At 72.0% G+C, this 17,731-nt stretch carries 14 protein-coding genes; 4 read left to right on the top strand and 10 right to left on the bottom strand.

All coding sequences use genetic code 11. The features are described from left to right. Positions 1-123: 123 nt before the first annotated feature. The 6 genes from HEP81_RS30035 to HEP81_RS30005 form a co-directional block, all read right to left on the bottom strand. Positions 124-1,206, bottom strand: coding sequence for a S1 family peptidase (locus tag HEP81_RS30035; protein WP_037658279.1), 1,083 nt, complete (start codon positions 1,204-1,206; stop codon positions 124-126). Positions 1,207-1,558: 352 nt separating this feature from the next. Beyond that, entirely contained in the window at positions 1,559-2,458 is a 900-nt protein-coding gene (locus tag HEP81_RS30030; protein ID WP_037658277.1) for a S1 family peptidase, read from the bottom strand. Between the two features lie 213 nt (positions 2,459-2,671). After that, positions 2,672-3,454, bottom strand: a complete 783-nt coding sequence (locus tag HEP81_RS30025) for a DUF1684 domain-containing protein (RefSeq protein ID WP_037658339.1) — start codon at positions 3,452-3,454, stop codon at positions 2,672-2,674. A 983-nt stretch (positions 3,455-4,437) separates the two neighbouring features. Next, positions 4,438-5,199 carry an amino acid ABC transporter ATP-binding protein gene (locus tag HEP81_RS30015; RefSeq protein WP_037658275.1) on the bottom strand — a complete coding sequence of 254 codons (762 nt, stop codon included), beginning with the start codon at positions 5,197-5,199 and terminating at the stop codon, positions 4,438-4,440. 29 nt (positions 5,200-5,228) lie between these two features. Then, positions 5,229-6,986 (bottom strand): FAD/NAD(P)-binding protein, encoded by a 1,758-nt coding sequence (locus HEP81_RS30010; protein WP_037658274.1) that lies wholly within the window; start codon positions 6,984-6,986, stop codon positions 5,229-5,231. Next, entirely contained in the window at positions 6,983-7,840 is an 858-nt protein-coding gene (locus HEP81_RS30005) for an amino acid ABC transporter permease (RefSeq protein ID WP_037658272.1), read from the bottom strand. The genes HEP81_RS30010 and HEP81_RS30005 overlap by 4 nt, the downstream gene beginning before the upstream one ends. 492 nt (positions 7,841-8,332) lie before the next feature. On the opposite strand from HEP81_RS30005, the gene HEP81_RS30000 reads away from it, so the two are divergent. After that, positions 8,333-9,250, top strand: a complete 918-nt coding sequence (locus HEP81_RS30000; RefSeq protein WP_037658271.1) for an ABC transporter substrate-binding protein — start codon at positions 8,333-8,335, stop codon at positions 9,248-9,250. 85 nt (positions 9,251-9,335) lie between these two features. Here HEP81_RS30000 and HEP81_RS29995 read toward each other — a convergent pair whose 3' ends face one another. After that, positions 9,336-10,574, bottom strand: a complete 1,239-nt coding sequence (locus HEP81_RS29995) for a DUF5685 family protein (RefSeq protein WP_078967496.1) — start codon at positions 10,572-10,574, stop codon at positions 9,336-9,338. A 270-nt stretch (positions 10,575-10,844) separates the two neighbouring features. On the opposite strand from HEP81_RS29995, the gene HEP81_RS29990 reads away from it, so the two are divergent. Continuing rightward, positions 10,845-11,282: a cell division protein SepF gene (locus tag HEP81_RS29990; RefSeq protein ID WP_037658270.1), complete on the top strand. Its 438-nt coding sequence runs from the start codon at positions 10,845-10,847 to the stop codon at positions 11,280-11,282. Between the two features lie 36 nt (positions 11,283-11,318). Here the strand turns inward: HEP81_RS29990 and HEP81_RS29985 are convergent, their stop codons facing one another. Together HEP81_RS29985 and HEP81_RS29980 are read right to left on the bottom strand one after the other, a co-directional pair. After that, positions 11,319-12,503 (bottom strand): acyl-CoA dehydrogenase family protein, encoded by a 1,185-nt coding sequence (locus tag HEP81_RS29985; RefSeq protein ID WP_037658268.1) that lies wholly within the window; start codon positions 12,501-12,503, stop codon positions 11,319-11,321. Positions 12,504-12,592: 89 nt separating this feature from the next. Beyond that, positions 12,593-14,380, bottom strand: a complete 1,788-nt coding sequence (locus HEP81_RS29980; protein WP_078967495.1) for an MFS transporter — start codon at positions 14,378-14,380, stop codon at positions 12,593-12,595. Between the two features lie 246 nt (positions 14,381-14,626). Between HEP81_RS29980 and HEP81_RS29975 the strand changes: the two genes are divergently transcribed. Together HEP81_RS29975 and HEP81_RS29970 are read left to right on the top strand one after the other, a co-directional pair. Beyond that, on the top strand, positions 14,627-15,844 hold the full coding sequence (locus HEP81_RS29975) for a glycosyltransferase family 39 protein (protein ID WP_037658266.1): 1,218 nt from the start codon (positions 14,627-14,629) through the stop codon (positions 15,842-15,844). 238 nt (positions 15,845-16,082) lie between these two features. Continuing rightward, positions 16,083-17,108, top strand: a complete 1,026-nt coding sequence (locus HEP81_RS29970; RefSeq protein ID WP_037658264.1) for a phosphatase PAP2 family protein — start codon at positions 16,083-16,085, stop codon at positions 17,106-17,108. Between the two features lie 105 nt (positions 17,109-17,213). Here the strand turns inward: HEP81_RS29970 and HEP81_RS29965 are convergent, their stop codons facing one another. Continuing rightward, positions 17,214-17,429, bottom strand: coding sequence for an I78 family peptidase inhibitor (locus HEP81_RS29965; RefSeq protein ID WP_037658262.1), 216 nt, complete (start codon positions 17,427-17,429; stop codon positions 17,214-17,216). Positions 17,430-17,731: the final 302 nt, after the last annotated feature.

Here is a 17,731-nt window from a genome sequence, read left to right as displayed (position 1 = left end):
GTCGGCGAGCCCGTTCGAACAGATGAGTGATTCTTCACCCGAGGGTGAGGGAGAGTGACCGATGGCCTGAAACACGACATCCCGCCCCGAGGATCCGGGACGGGACGTCGTGCGGTGCTTCGGTCAGCCGATGGTGGTGCCCGTGGCGGAGAGGGCGGCGGTGACCGGCTGGAAGAAGGTCTCCCCGCCGGAGGTGCAGTCGCCGCTGCCGCCTGAGGTCAGGCCGATCGCCTTGTCACCGGAGAACAGCGAGCCGCCGCTGTCGCCGGGCTCGGCGCAGACATCGGTCTGGATCAGTCCGCTGACCGAGCCCTCCTGGTAGTTCACGGTGGCGTTCAGACCGGTGACCGTGCCGTCGTGCACATGGGTGGTGGACCCGCTGCGCGTGACCTTCATGCCCACCGTGGCCTCGGCGGCGCCGGTGATCTTCTGGGTCGAGCCGTCGTAGAGGTCGACCTCGCTCGGGTGGGCGGCGTCCGAGGTGTACTTGACCAGGCCGAAGTCGGTGCCCGGGAAGTGGGACTCCGCGTTCTGCCCGATCTCCTGGCCGTCCGCGTCCGACCAGCTGGAGATGTCCGCGGTGCAGTGCCCGGCGGTCAGGAAGTACGGCTGCCCGTCCTTGACCACGTTGAAGCCGAGCGAGCAGCGGCCGCCGGAGCCGTTGATGGCGTCGCCGCCGGCGATGAAGGGCTTGTACTCGCCCTGGAACCGCTTGAGTTCGGCCGTGCCGCCGAGCCCGTCGACCACCTTGCTCAGCTTGTCCCACCGGGCCCCGGTGACGGACTTGTCGGCCGTGACGACGACCTTGTTCGACACCGGGTCGATGGACCAGGACGTGCCCGGGATGGTCGCGTCCTTCTTCAGCGTCGTACGGGCGCCGTCGAGTTGGGCGAGGGTGTGGGTGACGATTCTGGCCTTGGCGCCCTTGGCCTCGACCGCCTTCGCGGCGGTCTTGTCGAGCACGTTCACGACAAGGCTCCTGGCCTTGGCGTCGTAGTAGCTGCCCGCCGTGTCCGAACCGAGGTGCGCGGTCAGGTCGGAGGCCAGCGTCGCGGCCGCCGGAGCGGACAGCGGCCGGGCCTGGACAGCGGGCTTCGCGGGCTCACTGGCGTTCGCATTCTGCAAGGTGACACCCGCTGCGGCCAGCGCGGCGACACCCGCGCCGGCCATCAGGAGCCGGCGCCTGGGTATGCGTCGGTGCTTCAACTCATGTCCTCCTGTGGGGGGACGACCGCCGGATTGTGGGGACCCGACGACCGGAAGGCTGGTTGACGGGCGCCCACTCTTCCGAAACCCACAGGGAACCCACAAGGCCGAGTTCCGGACGCACCGAGGAACGGACCTCGCACGTCCGTTCACCGATGATCCACCGTCACCACCGAGGAAATTTCGGGGCGCAAACACGACGGGCGAGTGGTCTTCATCGGAACGTGACGACGGCACATGGCTTGTTTCCTTCGCCGCCGTCGCCCTTCCTTCACAAGCCGGACATGAAGAAGCCCCCGCACAGGCGCATATGTGCGGGGGCTCACATCGGCCGGGCCGAAGCCGGGGCCGGTTAGGGGAGCGTGACGCCGTAGTAGCTCAGCGCCTCGGTCACCGGCTGGAAGAAGGTCGTACCGCCGGAGGTGCAGTCGCCGCTGCCGCCGGAGGTCAGACCGTAGGCCACGGACCCGTTGTACAGCGGGCCGCCGCTGTCGCCGCCCTCGGCGCAGACCGTGGTCTGGATCAGGCCGGAGACGATGCCGTCGCTGCCGTAGTTGACGGTGGCGTTGAGCGCGGTGACCTTGCCGCTGTGCGTACCGGTGGTCGAGCCGCGCCGGTAGACGGTCTGGCCCACGCTCGGGGTGGCCGCGCTGGAGATGGTCTGGCTGCCGACCGCGCTCGGGTGCGCGATCGAGGAGTTGGTGTACTTGACCAGAGCGAAGTCATTGCCCGGGAAGCTGTAGCCCACATTGGTGCCCAGCGTGGTGGTGTGCCCGGAGTTGCTGTACCAGGTGGAGGCGACCTGGCCGCAGTGCCCGGCGGTCAGGAAGTAGTACGTGCTGCCGCTGTGCACGTTGAAGCCGAGCGAACACCGGTACTGGCCACCGTAGATGGCGTCGCCGCCACTGATCAGCTTGTTGAACGTGCCGGCCGTGTGCTTGATGGTGAGCGCGCCCGCGTCGGCGCCGGCCTGCTTCTTGATCTTGGCGATCTCGGCCTGGGAGACCGTGTCGTCGACGGTGACGACGACATGGTTGTTCTTGGCGTCGACGGCCCAGGCGGTGCCGGGGATGTCCGCCTTCATCACCGAGTCGCTCGCCTGGGTGAGCTGCGCGGCGCTGAAGGTGTGGGCGTCGCTGGCGTTCGCCGTGGGGGCGGCGAACGCCGCGGCGGCCAGGAAGCCCGCGGCCACGGCGATCAGCCGGGTCCGTCTCGCCGAGCCGGTCGGGGCAGTGGTGCGCTTGATCCTCACTTTTCGTTCCCTCCAAGGGGAGTCGGGGGCCCGCGTGGGGTCGGGGCCCGGTGAGGCGCAGTCAGGGTCGAGACCGGGTTGCGGTTATACATGTCCCTGACAAGCGCTGAGGGGAGTATTCGGCCGACCGCCCGGTACGCACAAGGGTGCCTTTCGGCCGTCGGACTTTAGCCCTCCTTTGCCCAACGGCCGTCGCTTTAACTCCCGTTGGCGTCAGCGCAGTGTCCGCTCCCCCGCCTCCACCGCTGTGTCCAGCGTGTTCCCGGGCGGCGGGAGGGGGCAGAGGAAGTGATCGGCGAAGGCGCAGGGCGGCAGCTGGGCGCGGTTGAAGTCGACGGTCGTACGGCCCTGCGCGTCCGGCGCCTGTGGGTAGAGGAAGCGGAACCGGAAACTGGTGTCGCCGCTGGTGGCGTCGGCGAACACCGCCCACAGCGGGCCCTCGCCCTGCCGCGCCACGGCCAGCGTCCGCTCCCGGCCGGCCAGGGTGAAGGAGAGTTCACCGGCGAGGGCGAACCCGCGGGTCCTGCCGTCCGCGTTGCCGAGCCGCAGGACGCGCTGCGCCTCGTACGGTGTGAAGCGGCCCGGCACCGACCAGCCGGGGTCGTACTCGGTGGCCGCGATGCCCCGGAAGGCCCGGCGGGCCTCGGCGCCGGGGTCGTAGACCCGCACCCCCCAACTGCCCTCACGTACCAGGACGACCAGCCGTTTCTCGCCGAGCGAGACGCGGGCTGCGGCCTCCGGGCCGGTGTCGGCGGTCAGCCGGATCTCCCCGGTGAAGGGGCGGCGGTCCACCTGGAGTCCGTCGCTCTCGGTGGCCGTCAGCACAATGCCTTCGCCATCCGCCAGCCAAATCCCTGGAATGTCCGGAAGTCGCCCCTCCGGCCGGTCCTCGATCCAGTGGGTGCCGGTCAGCGCGAGCGGTCCATAGGGTGCGGTGACCGACTCCTCCCGCTTCTCCCGCCACTGCTTCCATGCGTCGAACGCGTCGATTGCCATGCCGTTCCATCTCTTTGTGTGCGGTGTCTTCTTCGGCCCCGGTGCGTGCGGGGCGGGGCGGGCCAGGCCCAGGTGCTCGCGCAGGGTGCCCCCCGGATAGAAGGTGCGGAACAGGCCGCGGTGCTGGAGTAACGCCACCGTGCCGTTGACCAGCCGTTCCAGGTCGCGGCGGGGTTCGACGGGGACCAGGTGGAAGCCGTCGGCGGCGCCCTCGGTGTGCCAGGCGGCGAGCAGGTCCGCGAGATCGACCGGGCCGCCCCGGTACAGCGGGCCCTGCGCGGTGGGCCGGGGGCCGCCCCCGCCATGGCCCGGCTCGGCCGCGCACTCCCCGCCGCCGAGGTCGACCCGCAGGCTCACCAGGACCCGCGGGGCGCCGGGCTCCCGCCCCGACTTCGCCGCTAGGACCCGCAGTTCCTCGCGTACGGCGGCGGCCCCCGCCGGGGTCGCGGCGCGGACCAGGGCCACATCGGCGTACCGGGCGGCGAGGGCCCGGGCGCCCCGGGTGCTCGCGTCGACGATGTGGAGCGGGGCGAGGCGGTACGACGGATCGGGGCCGGATCCCTCGTCACGGATTCCGGCGCCATCCGCCGGACGGTCCCCCGACTCACCGGCGAGAAAGGGGGCTTCGCCCGCCTCAGCGACCCCGGCCGCCCGGCCCGCCTCCCCCGACCCCGACCCCGACCCCGCGTCGGGCGCCTCGATCCACCGGCCCGCCCGCCCCTGGGCGACCCGGTCCAGGAGGCCGGACATCTCCGTCCCCCTCGGCACCAGCCCGATCCGCCGGGTCGCCGCCGCCATCGCCGACACCAGGTCCAGCGTCTCGGGTCCCGGCCGTCCCCCGGGGCCGTCCAGGGTCACGAAGTCCAGCCGGCCGTGCTCGGCGAGCCGTACCAGTTCGGTGCGGGGGCCGGTGCCGGGGTGGTCCGCGAGGTCGAGGGCGGCGGCGAGATGCAGCATCCCTCGGCGGTACCGCCCGCCCATCCTCACAGCACCTTCGCGAGGAACGCCCGGGTCCGCTCCTCACGCGGCGCGTCCAGCACCGCGGCGGGCGGGCCCTGCTCGACGATCCGGCCGTCGGCCATGAAGACCACCGTGTCGGCGACCTCCCGTGCGAAGGCGATCTCATGGGTGACGACGATCATCGTGGTGCCCCGGGCGGCGAGATCGCGGATGACGTCGAGGACCTCGCCGACCAGTTCGGGGTCGAGCGCCGAGGTCGGCTCGTCGAAGAGCAGCAGCCGGGGCTTCAGCGCCAGCGCCCGTGCGATGGCGACGCGTTGCTGCTGCCCGCCGGACAACTGCCGTGGATACGCGGCGGACTTGTCGGCGAGCCCCACCCGCGCGAGGAGCCGGCGCGCGTCCTCCTCCGCTTCCTTGCGGGGCCGCTTCAGCGCGGACACCGGCGCCTCGATCACATTGTCCAGGACGGTGAGGTGCGGGAAGAGGTTGAAGTTCTGGAAGACGAAGCCGATCTTGGTGCGGCGGCGCAGTACCTCGCGTTCGGGCAGCTCGTGCAGCCGGTCACCGGCGCGCCGGTAGCCGATCGGAGTGCCGTCCACCGTGATCTCGCCCCGGTCCGCCTTCTCCAGGTGGTTGATGGTGCGCAGCAGCGTGGACTTGCCGGAGCCGGAGGGGCCGAGGACGACGGTGACCTCGCCGGTGCGGACCTGGAGGTCGATGCCCTTGAGGACATCGAGCGGGCCGAAGCTCTTGTGCACCGACCGGATGTCGACCATGACGGTCATGGGTCAATTCCTTTATATATAGGGGAAGTTCAGGCGGCTGCGCGGCCGGCTCCGGCGCGCAGGAAGGCCAGTACGGCCCGCGCGGTGGCGTCGTTCTGCCGGAAGGCGGGTCCGCCGGTGCGCGGCCGGGTGAAGGCGCCGGGGGTCCGGGCGTCGGTGTAGGGGCCGAGCGCGAAGCGGCGGGGGTGCGGGCGCCCGGCGCCGTCGAGGAGGCGGCCGTCGCGGGGGTCGACCCGCAGCAGCCCCTCCGGGGTCTCGGCGGCGCCGTCGGCGTGCAGTTCGCGCAGCAGGGGGTCGCGGGCGCGGGCGACGGTGGGCTCGGGCAGCCGGGCCTCGACCAGTGCCCGTGCCGTGACCGCGTACCCGGGCACGGTGGGTCCGGCCGCCCGGAACACCCCGTCCTCGGCGGTGACGGCCATCTCGGCGCCGAGGAACCTCAGCAGCCCCGCCCGGGACAGCGCGAGCATCTGCCGCAGCCGGGGGCCGGGCGGCCCGGACGCCAGATAGCTGAAGAACCCGTGCCACCAGGGCCCGATGCCCCCGAGCCGCACCAGTTGCCCGTAGACGGAGAGCAACCCGAGGAAGACGCCCAGGTCGGCGCTGTGGGAGGGGTCGTGGCGCCTGGACAGATCGGCCTCGATATAGGCGCGCAGCCCGTCCTGGAGGTCCTCGTGCGAGGCGTACCGCACCCCGGCCAGCGGATGGTCGAGCGCGGTGAGGTCGAGCCGGTCGGCCGGGTCCGGTACGGAGGCGGCGGCGAGCGCGTCCCGTTCGGCGGAGCCGTCGGCGGCCGCGTACTTCTCCTCGAAGTCGGCCCAGCCGCTCGTGGTGCGTTCCGGGTGGGCGGTGAACAGCCGGTGGTAGTGGGCGAAGCCCAGCTCCTTCTCGACCAGCGGCCACACATCGCGCCGGAAGTCGAACCCGCCCGGCCTGGACCGCAGTTCCGCGATCTCGGCCGGACCGAGGAAGCGCGGCAGCGGGGGCCGGTCGCCGCTCCAGTCGTAGCCGATCTTCGAGTGGTACGGCACCCCGCGCCGGGAGCCGACGTACAGCACCGGCTCCCGTCCCGAGGGCAGATAGGTGTCCCCGTCGTACCGGCCGCCGCGGCCCTCGGTGAGCAGCACCATCAGATCGACGAAGGCCAGCCCGAAGCCTCGCACGAGCACCGGTTCGCCGGGCTGGAGCGCGGACAGGTCGGTGTCGGCGGTGAAGTCGGGCGGCAGGTGGACCAGGTCGTGCGTCCGGGCGTACGCGGCCAACGCGGCCTGTTCCTGGTCGAGTTCGGCGTCGAGGTGGCCGACGGCGAGGATCACCAGGTCGGCGAGGAGGGGGCGCGCCCTGCCCTCCAGCCAGACCTGCTGGCGCCCCTCGCGGGGGCCGCCGACGCGCAGCGCGCGGGTGGGGTGGTGATGCACGGTGATGTCCGGGGGCAGCTCGGCCAGGGCCCGTTCGTACACGAAGCGCAGGTATCCGCCCTGGAGTCGGCGGTCGGCGAAGGTACGGCCGTCAAGGGCGGCCCACTCGTGCAGCGTGGGGCCCTCGCGCACCGGTCCGTCCATGCGCACCGTGTCGTCGGTGAACATGGTGACGTCCTCGGCGTGCGAGTTCATCCACAGCAGCGGCGACTGCTCCTCGCGCCAGATGCGTCCGCCGCCCGGTGGATGCGGGTCCACGAGATGGATGTCGAGGCCCGAGGTGGCATACAGCTCGGGGGCGTTGGCGGCGATGCGTTCGAGGAGGCCGGTCCCCCGCGGCCCGGCGCCCACGATCACCAGCTGGGGCCTCATCGGGTCCCGCCCGTGCCGCGGGCGTAGTACTTCTCGACGTACGCCTGACCGATGCCGAGCACGGTGGTGACGACCGCGTACCAGAGGGTGGCGACCATCAGCAGCGGGATGACCTGGTAGGTGCGGTGATAGATCAACTGGGCCGAGAACAGGAGGTCGTTGACGGCGATGACGCTGACGATGGAGGTGCCCTTGAGGGTGCCGATCAGCATGTTGCCGGCGGGCGGCACGATGGAGCGCATCGCCTGCGGCAGCACGATCCGCCGCCAGCGGCGCCACCGGCTCAGGCCGAGTGCCTGGGCGGCCTCGATCTGGCCGCGGTCGACGGAGAGGATGCCGCCGCGCACGACCTCGGCGGCGTAGGCGGCCTCGTGCAGGGTGAGGCCGACGACGGCGACGGCGACCGGGCTGAGCAGGTCGACCGTCTTCACCCCGAGCACCGTCGGGTACAGCGCCCCGATGTTGAACCACAGCAGCAGCTGCACCAGGATCGGGATGGACCGGAACAGCCACACATAGCCCCAGCCGACCGCGCGCAGCACGGGGTTGGCGGACAGCCGGAACGCGGCGAGCAGGGTGCCGAGGGCGAAGCCGAGGGTCATCACCACGGCGGTCAGCCAGAGCGTGAGCCACAGTCCGCGCAGCACCGAGCCGGTGGTGAAGTACTCGGCCACGACGTCCCACTGGAACGCCCGGTTGCGGACGACGGAGGTGATGGCGAGGCCGAGCAGGACGAGGACGACGACGGCGGCGGTCCACTGTCCGTAGCGGCGCTGGGGCACGATCCGGGGGACGGCCGGGGGCCCGGGTATCTCCGGGGCGGTGGGTGCTTGGGCGAGGGTGTCGGATGACATGCGAAGGCTCCGTGACGCGATCGGTCGAACGTCGGAACGGGTGATGCCTTCACACGGCCGCGCCGGACGGGCGGCGCGGTCACGGCCGAGCCCCTCAGCAGGGCCGTACACCGAGAGTACGCAAGCGATCGCCCGCGCTGTCAAGGGTGTCCATAGTGTGAGCAGTACGTCTCAAGTCAGTTGACGCGGAACCGGATGCCTGTTCCACTTGCCCCATGCATCCACAGCAGTGGCTGGTCACCCGCTCCCACATCGACTTCGGTCGCGTGTGGTCCTCCTCCTGTTGAGCTGACCCCCTGCGCATGCCCGCCCTCCGGCGGGCCCGCTTCGCGCTCTCCGCGTTTCCGATCCCACGCGTTGCCGCGTATCCGCGTTTCCGTGCATCCCCCGCTCCACCGCGCCTTCACACGCGCCCCTCCCCTCGCACTCGCGCACCCCCTTTTCCCGTTCAGGAGAACGCCGTCGATGCGTACGCCGATTTATCGATTTGTCATGCCCTTTACCGCCTTGACCTCGGCCGTTCTGCTTCTCACCGCATGCGGCTCCGGCTCGGGTCCGGGCGGTACGGACGCCTCGGGGGTCGCGGCCAGGTCCGAGGCGGTGCCGACCGCGGACGTGGTGTCGGGCGAGCGGACCGACCCCGCGGCGGCGAAGCTGCTGCCGCCCGGCACCCGGCACCTCACCGCCGCGATCAGCGTCGGCGGCACCCCGCCCGGCACCACGTACCTCGCCGACGGCAGAACGCTGACCGGCCAGGACGTCGACTTCACCAAGGCGGTCGCCAAGGTGCTGGGGCTCGAACTGACCGTGGACCAGGCGAGTTTCGAGGCGATCCTGCCCGCCCTGGACAGCGGCAAGTACGACTTCGGCGCGAGCAACTTCGGGGTCACCGACGAGCGGCGCAGGACCATCGACTTCGTCACCTACATCAACGACGGCCAGGGCTTCGCCACCCGCGAGGACAGCAAGCTCGGCAGGATCACCGATCTGAAGCAGCTGTGCGGGCTGAACGTGGCGACCGGCGCCGGCACCACGTTCGAGGCCACGCTGGAGGAGAGCAGGCATCTGTGCGCCGACGCGGGCAAGAAGCCGTACCAGGTGCAGACGTACGCCGACCCGAGTGCGATCTGGTCCTCGGTGCAGCAGGGCCGCAGCGATGTCGTGATGTCCACGATCAACGGGCTGCGCTACGCCGTCGCGCGGCAGCCGGGCCTGAAGTTCCTCAATGAGTTCCACCGCCTGGACGTCGGCTTCGCCTTCAAGAAGGGCACGAAGCTCGCGCCCGCCTTCCGGGCCGCGGTGGACCGGCTGATCGCCGACGGCACCTACGACAAGATCCTGAAGAAGTGGGGCACGACCGGCTCGGCGATCAGGAAGTCACAGATCTCCCCGCCCGAGATCAAGGGCTGAACGGGGGTCATCGGCCCGAGCGGGGGTCAGCCGCCCGAGCCGGGGTCACGCGGCCAGAGGCCGGGGTCACGCGGCCCGGTGCAGCTCAGCAGCCGCAGTCGCAGGCACAGCACTCGCAGCACTCGCAGCACTCCAGGGCCTCGCAGCACGACCAGTCGCAGTTGCAGTCGCAGGAGGCGCAACAGCCGTCGCGCCGCTTGCGCGACCACGGGCCCTCGAACTCGTCGGCGCAGCACACCTTGCAGGTGCAGCACACGGCCAGGGCGGCGGCGCAGCCGGCCCAGAAGCCCCGCTTGTCCGGGCCCTGCGGCCCCCCGCCCTGGGGGGTGCCGTAGGGGTTGCCGTGCGGGGTGCCGTAGGGGCCGCCCGGCACATACGGCCCCTGCGGCCCCGGGTTGCCCGGGTTCCCCGGCGCGTACGGCCCGGTCGGCGGCCCGAACGCGCCCTCCGCACCGGTGTGTCCGCAGGTCGTCGTGCCGAACGCCCGGTCCACCGAGCGGCGCAGCTCGTGCACCAGCAGCAGATGGACCAGCCCGCCGTCGCTGAACTCGGCGTCCTTCAGGGCGAGTCGGATGCCGTGCACCGCGTCGTCGGCGAGCCTGCGCGCCTCGGCGCGGGAGGTGCCGGTCGCGGTGAGCGGGTTCCAGGCGCCGACCGCCGCGTCGGCCTGCTGGTCCTCCACCGCGTCCAGCAGATGCGCGAGCCGCCCGAAGAGCCGTCCGGCCTCGGCGAGCGGGGCCGCGTTGCCCGGCCGGCCGGACAGCCGCGCGGTGTGCGCGAACGCGGCGGCGGTGGCCGTCTCGGTGGGCTCGGTGACGGTCAGCAGCGGGGTACCGGGCCCGGCCAGCGTCTCGATGCCGAGCTGCCGCTCGACGGCGTCCACCAGGACACCGGTGTCGAAGCCGACCGCCGCCCCGCCCGCCGCCCCGGCCCGGCCCCAGCTCGCCGCGACCTTGCGGGCGGCGGCGGCCACGGGCCGGCGGGCCAGCAGCCCGTCCCGGTCGGCGACGTGGTCGCGGACCTTCGCCGCGGCGAGCACCAGGGAGACGGCCGCCGCGAGCCGCGCGCCCTCGCCCTGCGCGACGGACGCCGGCCGCATCCCGCGCAGCGCACAGGGCCCCGCCAGGCGCCGTCCGCCCTCGCTCCGGCCGAGCTGAGCCTCCGTCAACACAGAGATCAACAAACCGTCATAGTTGGTGACGACACGTGCGAACTGACCATGGTCGCCGCGCAACGCGAGGCAGAGCCCGCACAGATGCGCCATCCACTCGGACTTGAAGCGGTCACCCAGCCGATGCGAGCAGGGCCTGACTATTCCGAACACAGCGTTTCCCCCGTGTGTTGAGGTGGCGATGGCTTCACCCGGACGCACCGAGCGTCACCCATCCGCCGCCGACCATCATATTTCACTCACAGTCAGCAGCCGTACGTGTCACAACCCTTGGGGGACAAGGAGTCTCGACGGATCGGCTGTGCACCAGTACCGTCACAAACCCCCCGTGCGGCGACTATCCACTTGGCGCGCTGTCAGCATCATGGATGACCATAGGGGAAGGTGCGCAAGCACGAGAGACCGCTGTGAGAGGAGGCGTCCATGGGATCGGTACGCAAGGCGAGTGCGTGGCTCGGCCTCGTCGACGACAACGATGACGAGCGCTATTACGACGACGACTACTCCGAGGGCACCACGTCCGGGGACGCCTGGGTGACCGACCCGCGGGTTCAGGTGGCCGCGGACAAGGCCGAGGAGAAGAGCCGGCGGATCGCCACGGTCACCCCGGACAGCTTCCGGGACGCCCGTGCCATCGGCGAGCTGTTCCGGGACGGGGTCCCGGTCATCATGAACCTCACCGGCATGGAGCCCGGCGACGCCAAGCGCGTCGTGGACTTCGCGGCGGGGCTGATCTTCGGTCTGCGCGGTTCCATCGACCGGGTCTCCACGCGGGTGTTCCTGCTGACCCCGGCCGACACGGAGATCATCAGCGGTGACGCGTCCGCGCACCGCACGGACGGCTTCTTCAACCAGAGCTGAGGCGGGGCCGCACACCGGCCCCGCCCGTTCGGTGGCTCACCGGAACGCGTCGAGCCCGGTGAGCGCCTTGCCCAGCACCAGCTGGTGCATCTCGACGGTGCCCTCGTAGGTGAGCACCGATTCGAGGTTGGTCGCGTGCCGCATCACGGGGTATTCGAGGGAGATCCCGTTGGCACCGAGGATCGTCCGCGCCGTACGGCAGATCTCGATGGCCTCGCGGACGTTGTTCAGCTTGCCGAAGCTGACCTGCTCCGGGCGCAGCCGGCCCGCGTCCATCCGCCGCCCCAGATGGTGGGCGAGCAGGATCCCCTTGTGCAGTTCGACCGCCATGTCGGCGAGCTTGGCCTGGGTGAGCTGGAAGCCGCCGATGGGCCGCCCGAACTGTTCACGGGTCTTCGCGTACTCCACGGCCGACTCGAAGCTGCTGCGCGCCGCGCCCATCGCGCCCCAGACGATGCCGTAGCGGGCGTGCGAGAGACAGCTCAGCGGGCCGCGCAGCCCGATGACCTCCGGCAGCGCCGCGCTCGCGGGCAACCGCACGTCGTCCAGGACGAGTTCACTGGTGACGGAGGCCCGCAGGGACCACTTGTGCTTGATCTCGGGCGCCGAGAAGCCGGGCGTGTCGGTCGGTACGACGAAGCCGCGGATGCCCTCCTCGGTCTGTGCCCAGACGACGGCGACCCCGGCGACCGACCCGTTGGTGATCCACATCTTGCGCCCGTTGAGCACCCAGTCCTCGCCGTCGCGCTTGGCATGGGTACGCATGGAGGCCGGGTCGGAGCCGTGGTCCGGCTCGGTCAGGCCGAAGCAACCGATCACCTCGCCGGCCGCCATCCGCGGCAGCCACTCCTGCTTCTGCTCCTCGCTGCCGAAGCGGTGGATGGCGTACATGGCGAGGGAGCCCTGCACGGAGACCAGCGAGCGGATACCGGAGTCGGCGGCCTCCAGCTCCAGGCAGGCCAGCCCGTACTGCACGGCCGACGCGCCCGCGCAGCCGTACCCGGTGAGGGACATCCCGAGGGCACCGATCCCGCCCAGCTCCCGGGCGAGCTCCCGGATCTGGGGCAGCTCGCCCTTCTCGTACCAGTCGGCGACGTACGGCAGCACCCGGTCGGCCGCCCAGCCGCGGACGGTGTCCCGGATCGCGAGGTCCTCGGGGTCCAGCAGATCGTCGATCCCGAGCGGGTCGGCGGCGTCGAACGGGGGCAGCTTCGCGGACATGGGACACCCTCCGGGTACTGAAAACTAGCAGCGCTAGTTACGGCTGTGCGGCCGACGTTACGGCGCAGTGTCCCGCACGTCCAGAGGGGTCAGGCGGAGACCCGCGGCTTCTCCGGGAGCTGCGGCTGCCCGGCGGCGCGCGGCTGCTCGGAGCCGCGCGGGGAAGGCAACCCGGCGACGCCGGGCTCGGGGGCGGGCGGCTCGGCGGCCGCTTCGACGGCGCCCGGCACGCTCTCCGCATCCCCGGCGGTCCCGGTCGCCGCGCCGGTCTCCGGCTCCGCGCCGGTTCCGGTCTCCGCGCGGGTCCCGGGCTCCACACCGGACTCGGTCTCCGCGCCGCACTGCATGATCCGCGGCAGCCGCAGCGCCATCACCGCGCCCAGCAGCAACAGGCCCGCGCTCACCAGCAGGGTCAGATGCAGCCCGTGCACGAAGGAGTCCCGTGCCACCCGGCGCAGCACCGCCCCGGTGGGGCCGCCGAGCCGGTCGGCGACGTCGTACGCCTCGCCCAGCGAGTGCCCGGCGGCGGTCGCGTCCGGGGCGGAGACCCCGGGGACCGTGTGCAGCCGGGGCGTATAGGCGGCGTTCATCACACTGCCGAGCAGCGCGATACCGATACCGGCGCCGAGCTGGTACGACGTCTCGCCGATCGCCGCCGCCCCGCCGGCCCGGTCGGCGGGGGCCTCGCTGAGCATCGACTCGTAGGCGCCGAACAGCGTGGTCTCCAGGCCGAGGCCGAGCAGCACGAAGGCGGACAGCAGCAGCGGGGAGTTGTCGGCGGGGCCCATCGCGGTCAGGGTCAGCACCGCGGCCGCCGTCAGACAGAAGCCGGTGCACACCATCCGGCGCGGCCCGAACCGGCGCAGCACGCGCGCGCCCAGCAGACCGGCCGCCATCGCCGCCACGGTCAGCGGCAGCAGCCGCAGCCCGGTGGCGAGCGGGGACAGGCCGAGCACCAGTTGCAGATACTGCGCGGCGATCAGCTCAAGGCCGACCAGCGCGAGCATGGCCAGCACGATGCAGCCCACCGAGGTGCTGAAGGCGGGCCTGCGGAACATGCACAGGTCCACCAGCGGATGCGGCAGCCGCCGCTGGCGCCGTACGAAGAGGACCAGGAGGGCCGCGCCGACCAGCAGCGGCAGCAGGGTGAGCGGGCCCGTGGGGTCCTCGCCGCCGCCGAGCCGCTTCACGCCGAGCACGACGCCGAACAGGCCCGCGGCCGCCATCAGCGCGCCGACCACGTCCCAGGGGCCGTCCGTCTCGCCCCGGGACTCGGGCAGCAGCAGCCGTCCGACGGGGAGGCTGATCAGCATCAGCGGGATGTTGATCAGGAAGACCGAGCCCCACCAGAAGTGCTCCAGCAGAAAGCCGCCGAGCAGCGGTCCGACCGCCGCGCCGACCGCGGCGACCGCGCTCCACACACCGATGGCGAGGGCGCGCTCACGCCGGTCGGGGAAGACCTGGCGCAGGATCGACAGGGTCGCGGGCATGATCATGGCGCCGCCGACGCCGATCAGGGCGCGGGCGAGGATCAGCACCTCGGCGGAGTGCGCGCAGGCGGCCACCGCGGAGGCCACGCCGAACAGGCCGTAGCCGAGCAGGAGTACGCGTCGGCGTCCGACGCGGTCGCCGAGGGTGCCGAAGAGGATCAGCAGCGCGGCGCAGACCAGGGGGTAGACGTCGACGATCCAGAGCAGCTGGATGGCGCTGGGCCGCAGGTCCTCGCTGACCGCGGGGACAGCCACATGCAGCACGGTCGCGTCGAGGGCGACGAGCAGCAGGCTGACGCAGAGGACGACGAGGACGACCCAGCGGTTGGCACCGGGCCCGGCCGTCCGACGGCGCGGCCGGAGCGCGGCCGTGGTCGTCCCGGACATGTACGCACCTCCCAGATGTTCCCTCGTGCGGGGCGGAGCGACAGGCTCTCCCTTTGTCGTACGGCCGGGAAGAAGCGGTGTTCCCGGACCCCGCTGAACCCACGGGAATGGCTCGTCAGCCTACGCGAGTCCGCCCCGCCGCCGCGTGGCGGACCTCTCACCCCGGGCGGCGACCCCTGTGGGGTGCACCACGTCGTACCGGTCCGGCGGCCGGAGCGTTCCCCCGTCCGGTCGATAATCGAGCCCGTGACCGATCTCAGGACCGGCGTGGCCGCGGCCCACGCCCCGCCCGCCGTCCCGTCCGCCGTCCCGCTGCTGCGCCGGGCGGTGCCGGCCGTGCTGGCGTACGCGGCGGTCCGCGCCCTGGGCCTGGTGGTGCTGGCGGTGTGGAGCGCCGCGCGCGGCAAGAGCGCGCTGACGCTGCTGACGGGGCGCTGGGACTCCCTCTGGTACACGCGGGTCGCCGAACTGGGCTACGGCTACCAGGTGCGGCTGCCGAACGGCGACATCCATTCGAACCTGGCGTTCTTCCCGCTGCTGCCCTGGCTGGAGCGGCTGCTGCACGCGCTCACCCCGCTGTCGTACGCGCACGCGGGGCTCGTGGTGAGCCTGGTGGCCTCGCTGGTCGCGGCGGCGGGGATCTTCGCGGTGGCCGAGCACGTGTACGGAGCCCGGACCGGGGTCTGCGCGGTGCTGCTGTGGGCGGTGCTGCCGGTCGCGGCCGTGCAGTCGATGGCGTACAGCGAGTCACTGTTCACGGCGCTGGCCGCCTGGGCGCTGTACGCGCTGCTGACCGGTCGGTGGGTGGGCGCGGGGCTGCTCGCGGCGCTCGCGGGGCTGACCCGGCCGGTGGGCGGCGCGGTGGTGGCGGCGGTGTGGGTCGCGGCAGCGGTCTCGTTCGTGCGGGACCGAAGCGCGGCGCGTTCGGACGGCGCTCGGTCCTCGACACGCGCCCCCGCGCACTCCACCGTCCGCCGTCTCCTCGGCGTGTCGCTCGCCCCGCTCGGCGCGGCCGGTTATGTCCTCTGGGTGGGCCGTCGCACCGGCAAGGGGCCGCTCGGCTATCTGGACGTCCAGGCCGGGTGGCGCAACGGCTTCGACGGCGGGTACGCATTCGCGCGCTTCGTGGCCGAGAAGTTCACCTCGTTCCCCGCCGCGCTCGCGGGCGTCGGCCTGATCGCGGGCGTCGCGCTGCTGCTCTGGCTGTACGTCACCGGCGTCCGCCGGGGCCAGCCGCTCGAACTGCTGGCGTACACCGGCGTCGTGCTCGCGCTCGCGCTGTGCGCGTCGAGCTACTTCGGCTCCAAGCCCCGGCTGCTGCTGCCCGCCTTCCCGGTGCTCTTCCCGCTCGCCGCCGCGCTCGCCCGGCTGCGGACCTCCCGATCCGCCCTGGTCACGGTGGGGTTGGCGATCGTCTCCGCGGTGTACGGGGCGTTCTGGCTGAACGGCTCCGGGCCTCCATGATCCACTCCGGCGGCCCGATGACGCCCCGGGGAATTGCGACCCAGGACCGGGTTAACGCATTTATAAGTGCCATATAAACAACACCCGGCATGATCAAAGGAATTACAGAGGACGGCCTCACCGGATTGCGGAATCCCGTGAAATTCGGCCGCCCTTGAGAGGTTTCCCACATCACATCGTCATCACAAAGACGCTGTTTCGACCGGGACCACAGCTCACTCGCTGTAACGTCGATTGGGTGCGTACCGAACGGAACCTCACCCGGCGTCTGGACCGGGTGTTCGCCAGGCTGGACCGCGAGCCGGAACGGCCGGCCCATATCGATGTGCCGGTGATGAGCCGGCACCGGGTCGTGCTGTTCTCCGCGACCCTCGCCTTCTACCTGGCGATCGTGTGGGCCGTGGTGACCACCTCCTGGCTCGTCCGGCTCGACTGGCAGGTCATGTTCTTCCGGCCGTACCAGCAGTGGCCGCAGATCCACGCCTTCCTCGACTACTACGTGGTGCTCGGCCAGCGCGGCCCCACCGCGGTGATGGTCGCGGCCTGGCTCGGCTGGCGCTCCTGGCGGCAGCACACGCTCCGCCCGCTGCTCACCCTCGCCACCTCGCTGCTGCTGCTGAACATCACGGTCGGCGCCGCCAAGTACGGCATGGGGCGGCTCGGTCCGCACTACGCGACCGTGATCGGCTCGAACGAGATGGTCAGGGGCGGCGATATATTTCCCAGCGGCCACACCGCCAACGCGGTGGTCACCTGGGGCATCCTGGCCTACCTGGCCTCCACCCCCCGCACCCGCCGCTGGCTCTCGGCCGTCTCCGCGATCACCTCGCTCGGCGTCGGCCTCACCACCGTCTACCTCGGTACGCACTGGCTCAGCGATGTGCTCCTCGGCTGGGCCGCCGGCCTGCTGATCCTGCTCGCCCTGCCCTGGTTCGAGTCGCTGATCGCACGCACCGAGGCGTGGCTGTTCGACCTGCGCGACCGCTGGCGCGCCCGGCGCACCCGGCCGGTGTCCGAACCGGTCGCCCCCGTCGCCCCGGTGGTGCTCGCCGGGCCGCGCGGCGCCTCGGCCGAGCAGTCCGCGCCGGCCCGCGAGCCGGTCTCCTCGACCCGCGCCTCCCGGGGCCTGGCGCATCTCGCGCCCAGCCCGCACACGGCCCGTTCGGAACGCAGCCCGGTCACCCCGGCGGGCCCCCGCCGCCCGCCCGGCGCCGACCGGGCACCGCGCGGCGCCTCCCCGGCCCGCCCGCTGACGGGCGGCTGAGGACCCGGGCGACGGTACGCACCACGGGCCCCACGCCACGGCGAAGGCCCCGCTCCCTCCCCGGGAGCGGGGCCTTCGCGCCGTCCGCGGTCGCGGCGGGACCGGTCAGCCCTTCCAGGCGCGGGCCACCCGGCCGTCGCGCACCTCGAAGTTGAGCCGCCCCATCCGGTACTCCATGGTGATGATCGCGCCCGGCGGCAGCGCGCGCACGGTCGACCAGCCGCGCTCCCGGGCGCGCCGCTCGGCCTGCTCGGCGTCGAGGCCGACGTACCCGTCCGGGCTGTCCTGGGGCTCCGCTGGCGGAGTGGGAATCGGTGCCATACGGCCACGCTAGGGCGACACACGCGGTGACGGAAGCCGGGAGCGGCAGGGTAAGAGCAGGACCAGACTCCCGTCACACTTCTGTCACAGCTTCCGGGGTCTCGTTTCGGTCGAACTTCCTCACACGATCGGGGGTTTCCGTACCGCCGGCCGGGGGATTCGAACTGAATTCCCGCGTGTCGTGCCGCCCCCTCGAATTACCCGGCGGAAAGTGCCGTGATGAAGATCGGGACGGGCCCCGGGAGCATGATTCCCCGGCGGAATCCCGCGCTATGCCACCGGAGCTGACACCGCATAGGAAA

The organism is Streptomyces griseofuscus (assembly GCF_014673495.1).
Classification (GTDB): Bacteria; Actinomycetota; Actinomycetes; order Streptomycetales; family Streptomycetaceae; genus Streptomyces; species Streptomyces murinus.
The sequence above is the reverse complement of the archived record's forward strand: the minus strand, read 5'-3'. Positions and strand labels throughout refer to the sequence as shown.

Coding starts and splice junctions, on each gene's coding strand:
- HEP81_RS30025 (WP_037658339.1), bottom strand. CDS start 3,454: ATGGCAATCGACGCGTTCGACGCATGGAAGCAGTGGCGGGAGAAGCGG.
- HEP81_RS29990 (WP_037658270.1), top strand. CDS start 10,845: ATGGGATCGGTACGCAAGGCGAGTGCGTGGCTCGGCCTCGTCGACGAC.
- HEP81_RS30015 (WP_037658275.1), bottom strand. CDS start 5,199: ATGACCGTCATGGTCGACATCCGGTCGGTGCACAAGAGCTTCGGCCCG.
- HEP81_RS30000 (WP_037658271.1), top strand. CDS start 8,333: ATGCCCTTTACCGCCTTGACCTCGGCCGTTCTGCTTCTCACCGCATGC.
- HEP81_RS29965 (WP_037658262.1), bottom strand. CDS start 17,429: ATGGCACCGATTCCCACTCCGCCAGCGGAGCCCCAGGACAGCCCGGAC.
- HEP81_RS29985 (WP_037658268.1), bottom strand. CDS start 12,503: ATGTCCGCGAAGCTGCCCCCGTTCGACGCCGCCGACCCGCTCGGGATC.
- HEP81_RS30005 (WP_037658272.1), bottom strand. CDS start 7,840: ATGTCATCCGACACCCTCGCCCAAGCACCCACCGCCCCGGAGATACCC.
- HEP81_RS29980 (WP_078967495.1), bottom strand. CDS start 14,380: ATGTCCGGGACGACCACGGCCGCGCTCCGGCCGCGCCGTCGGACGGCC.
- HEP81_RS30010 (WP_037658274.1), bottom strand. CDS start 6,986: ATGAGGCCCCAGCTGGTGATCGTGGGCGCCGGGCCGCGGGGGACCGGC.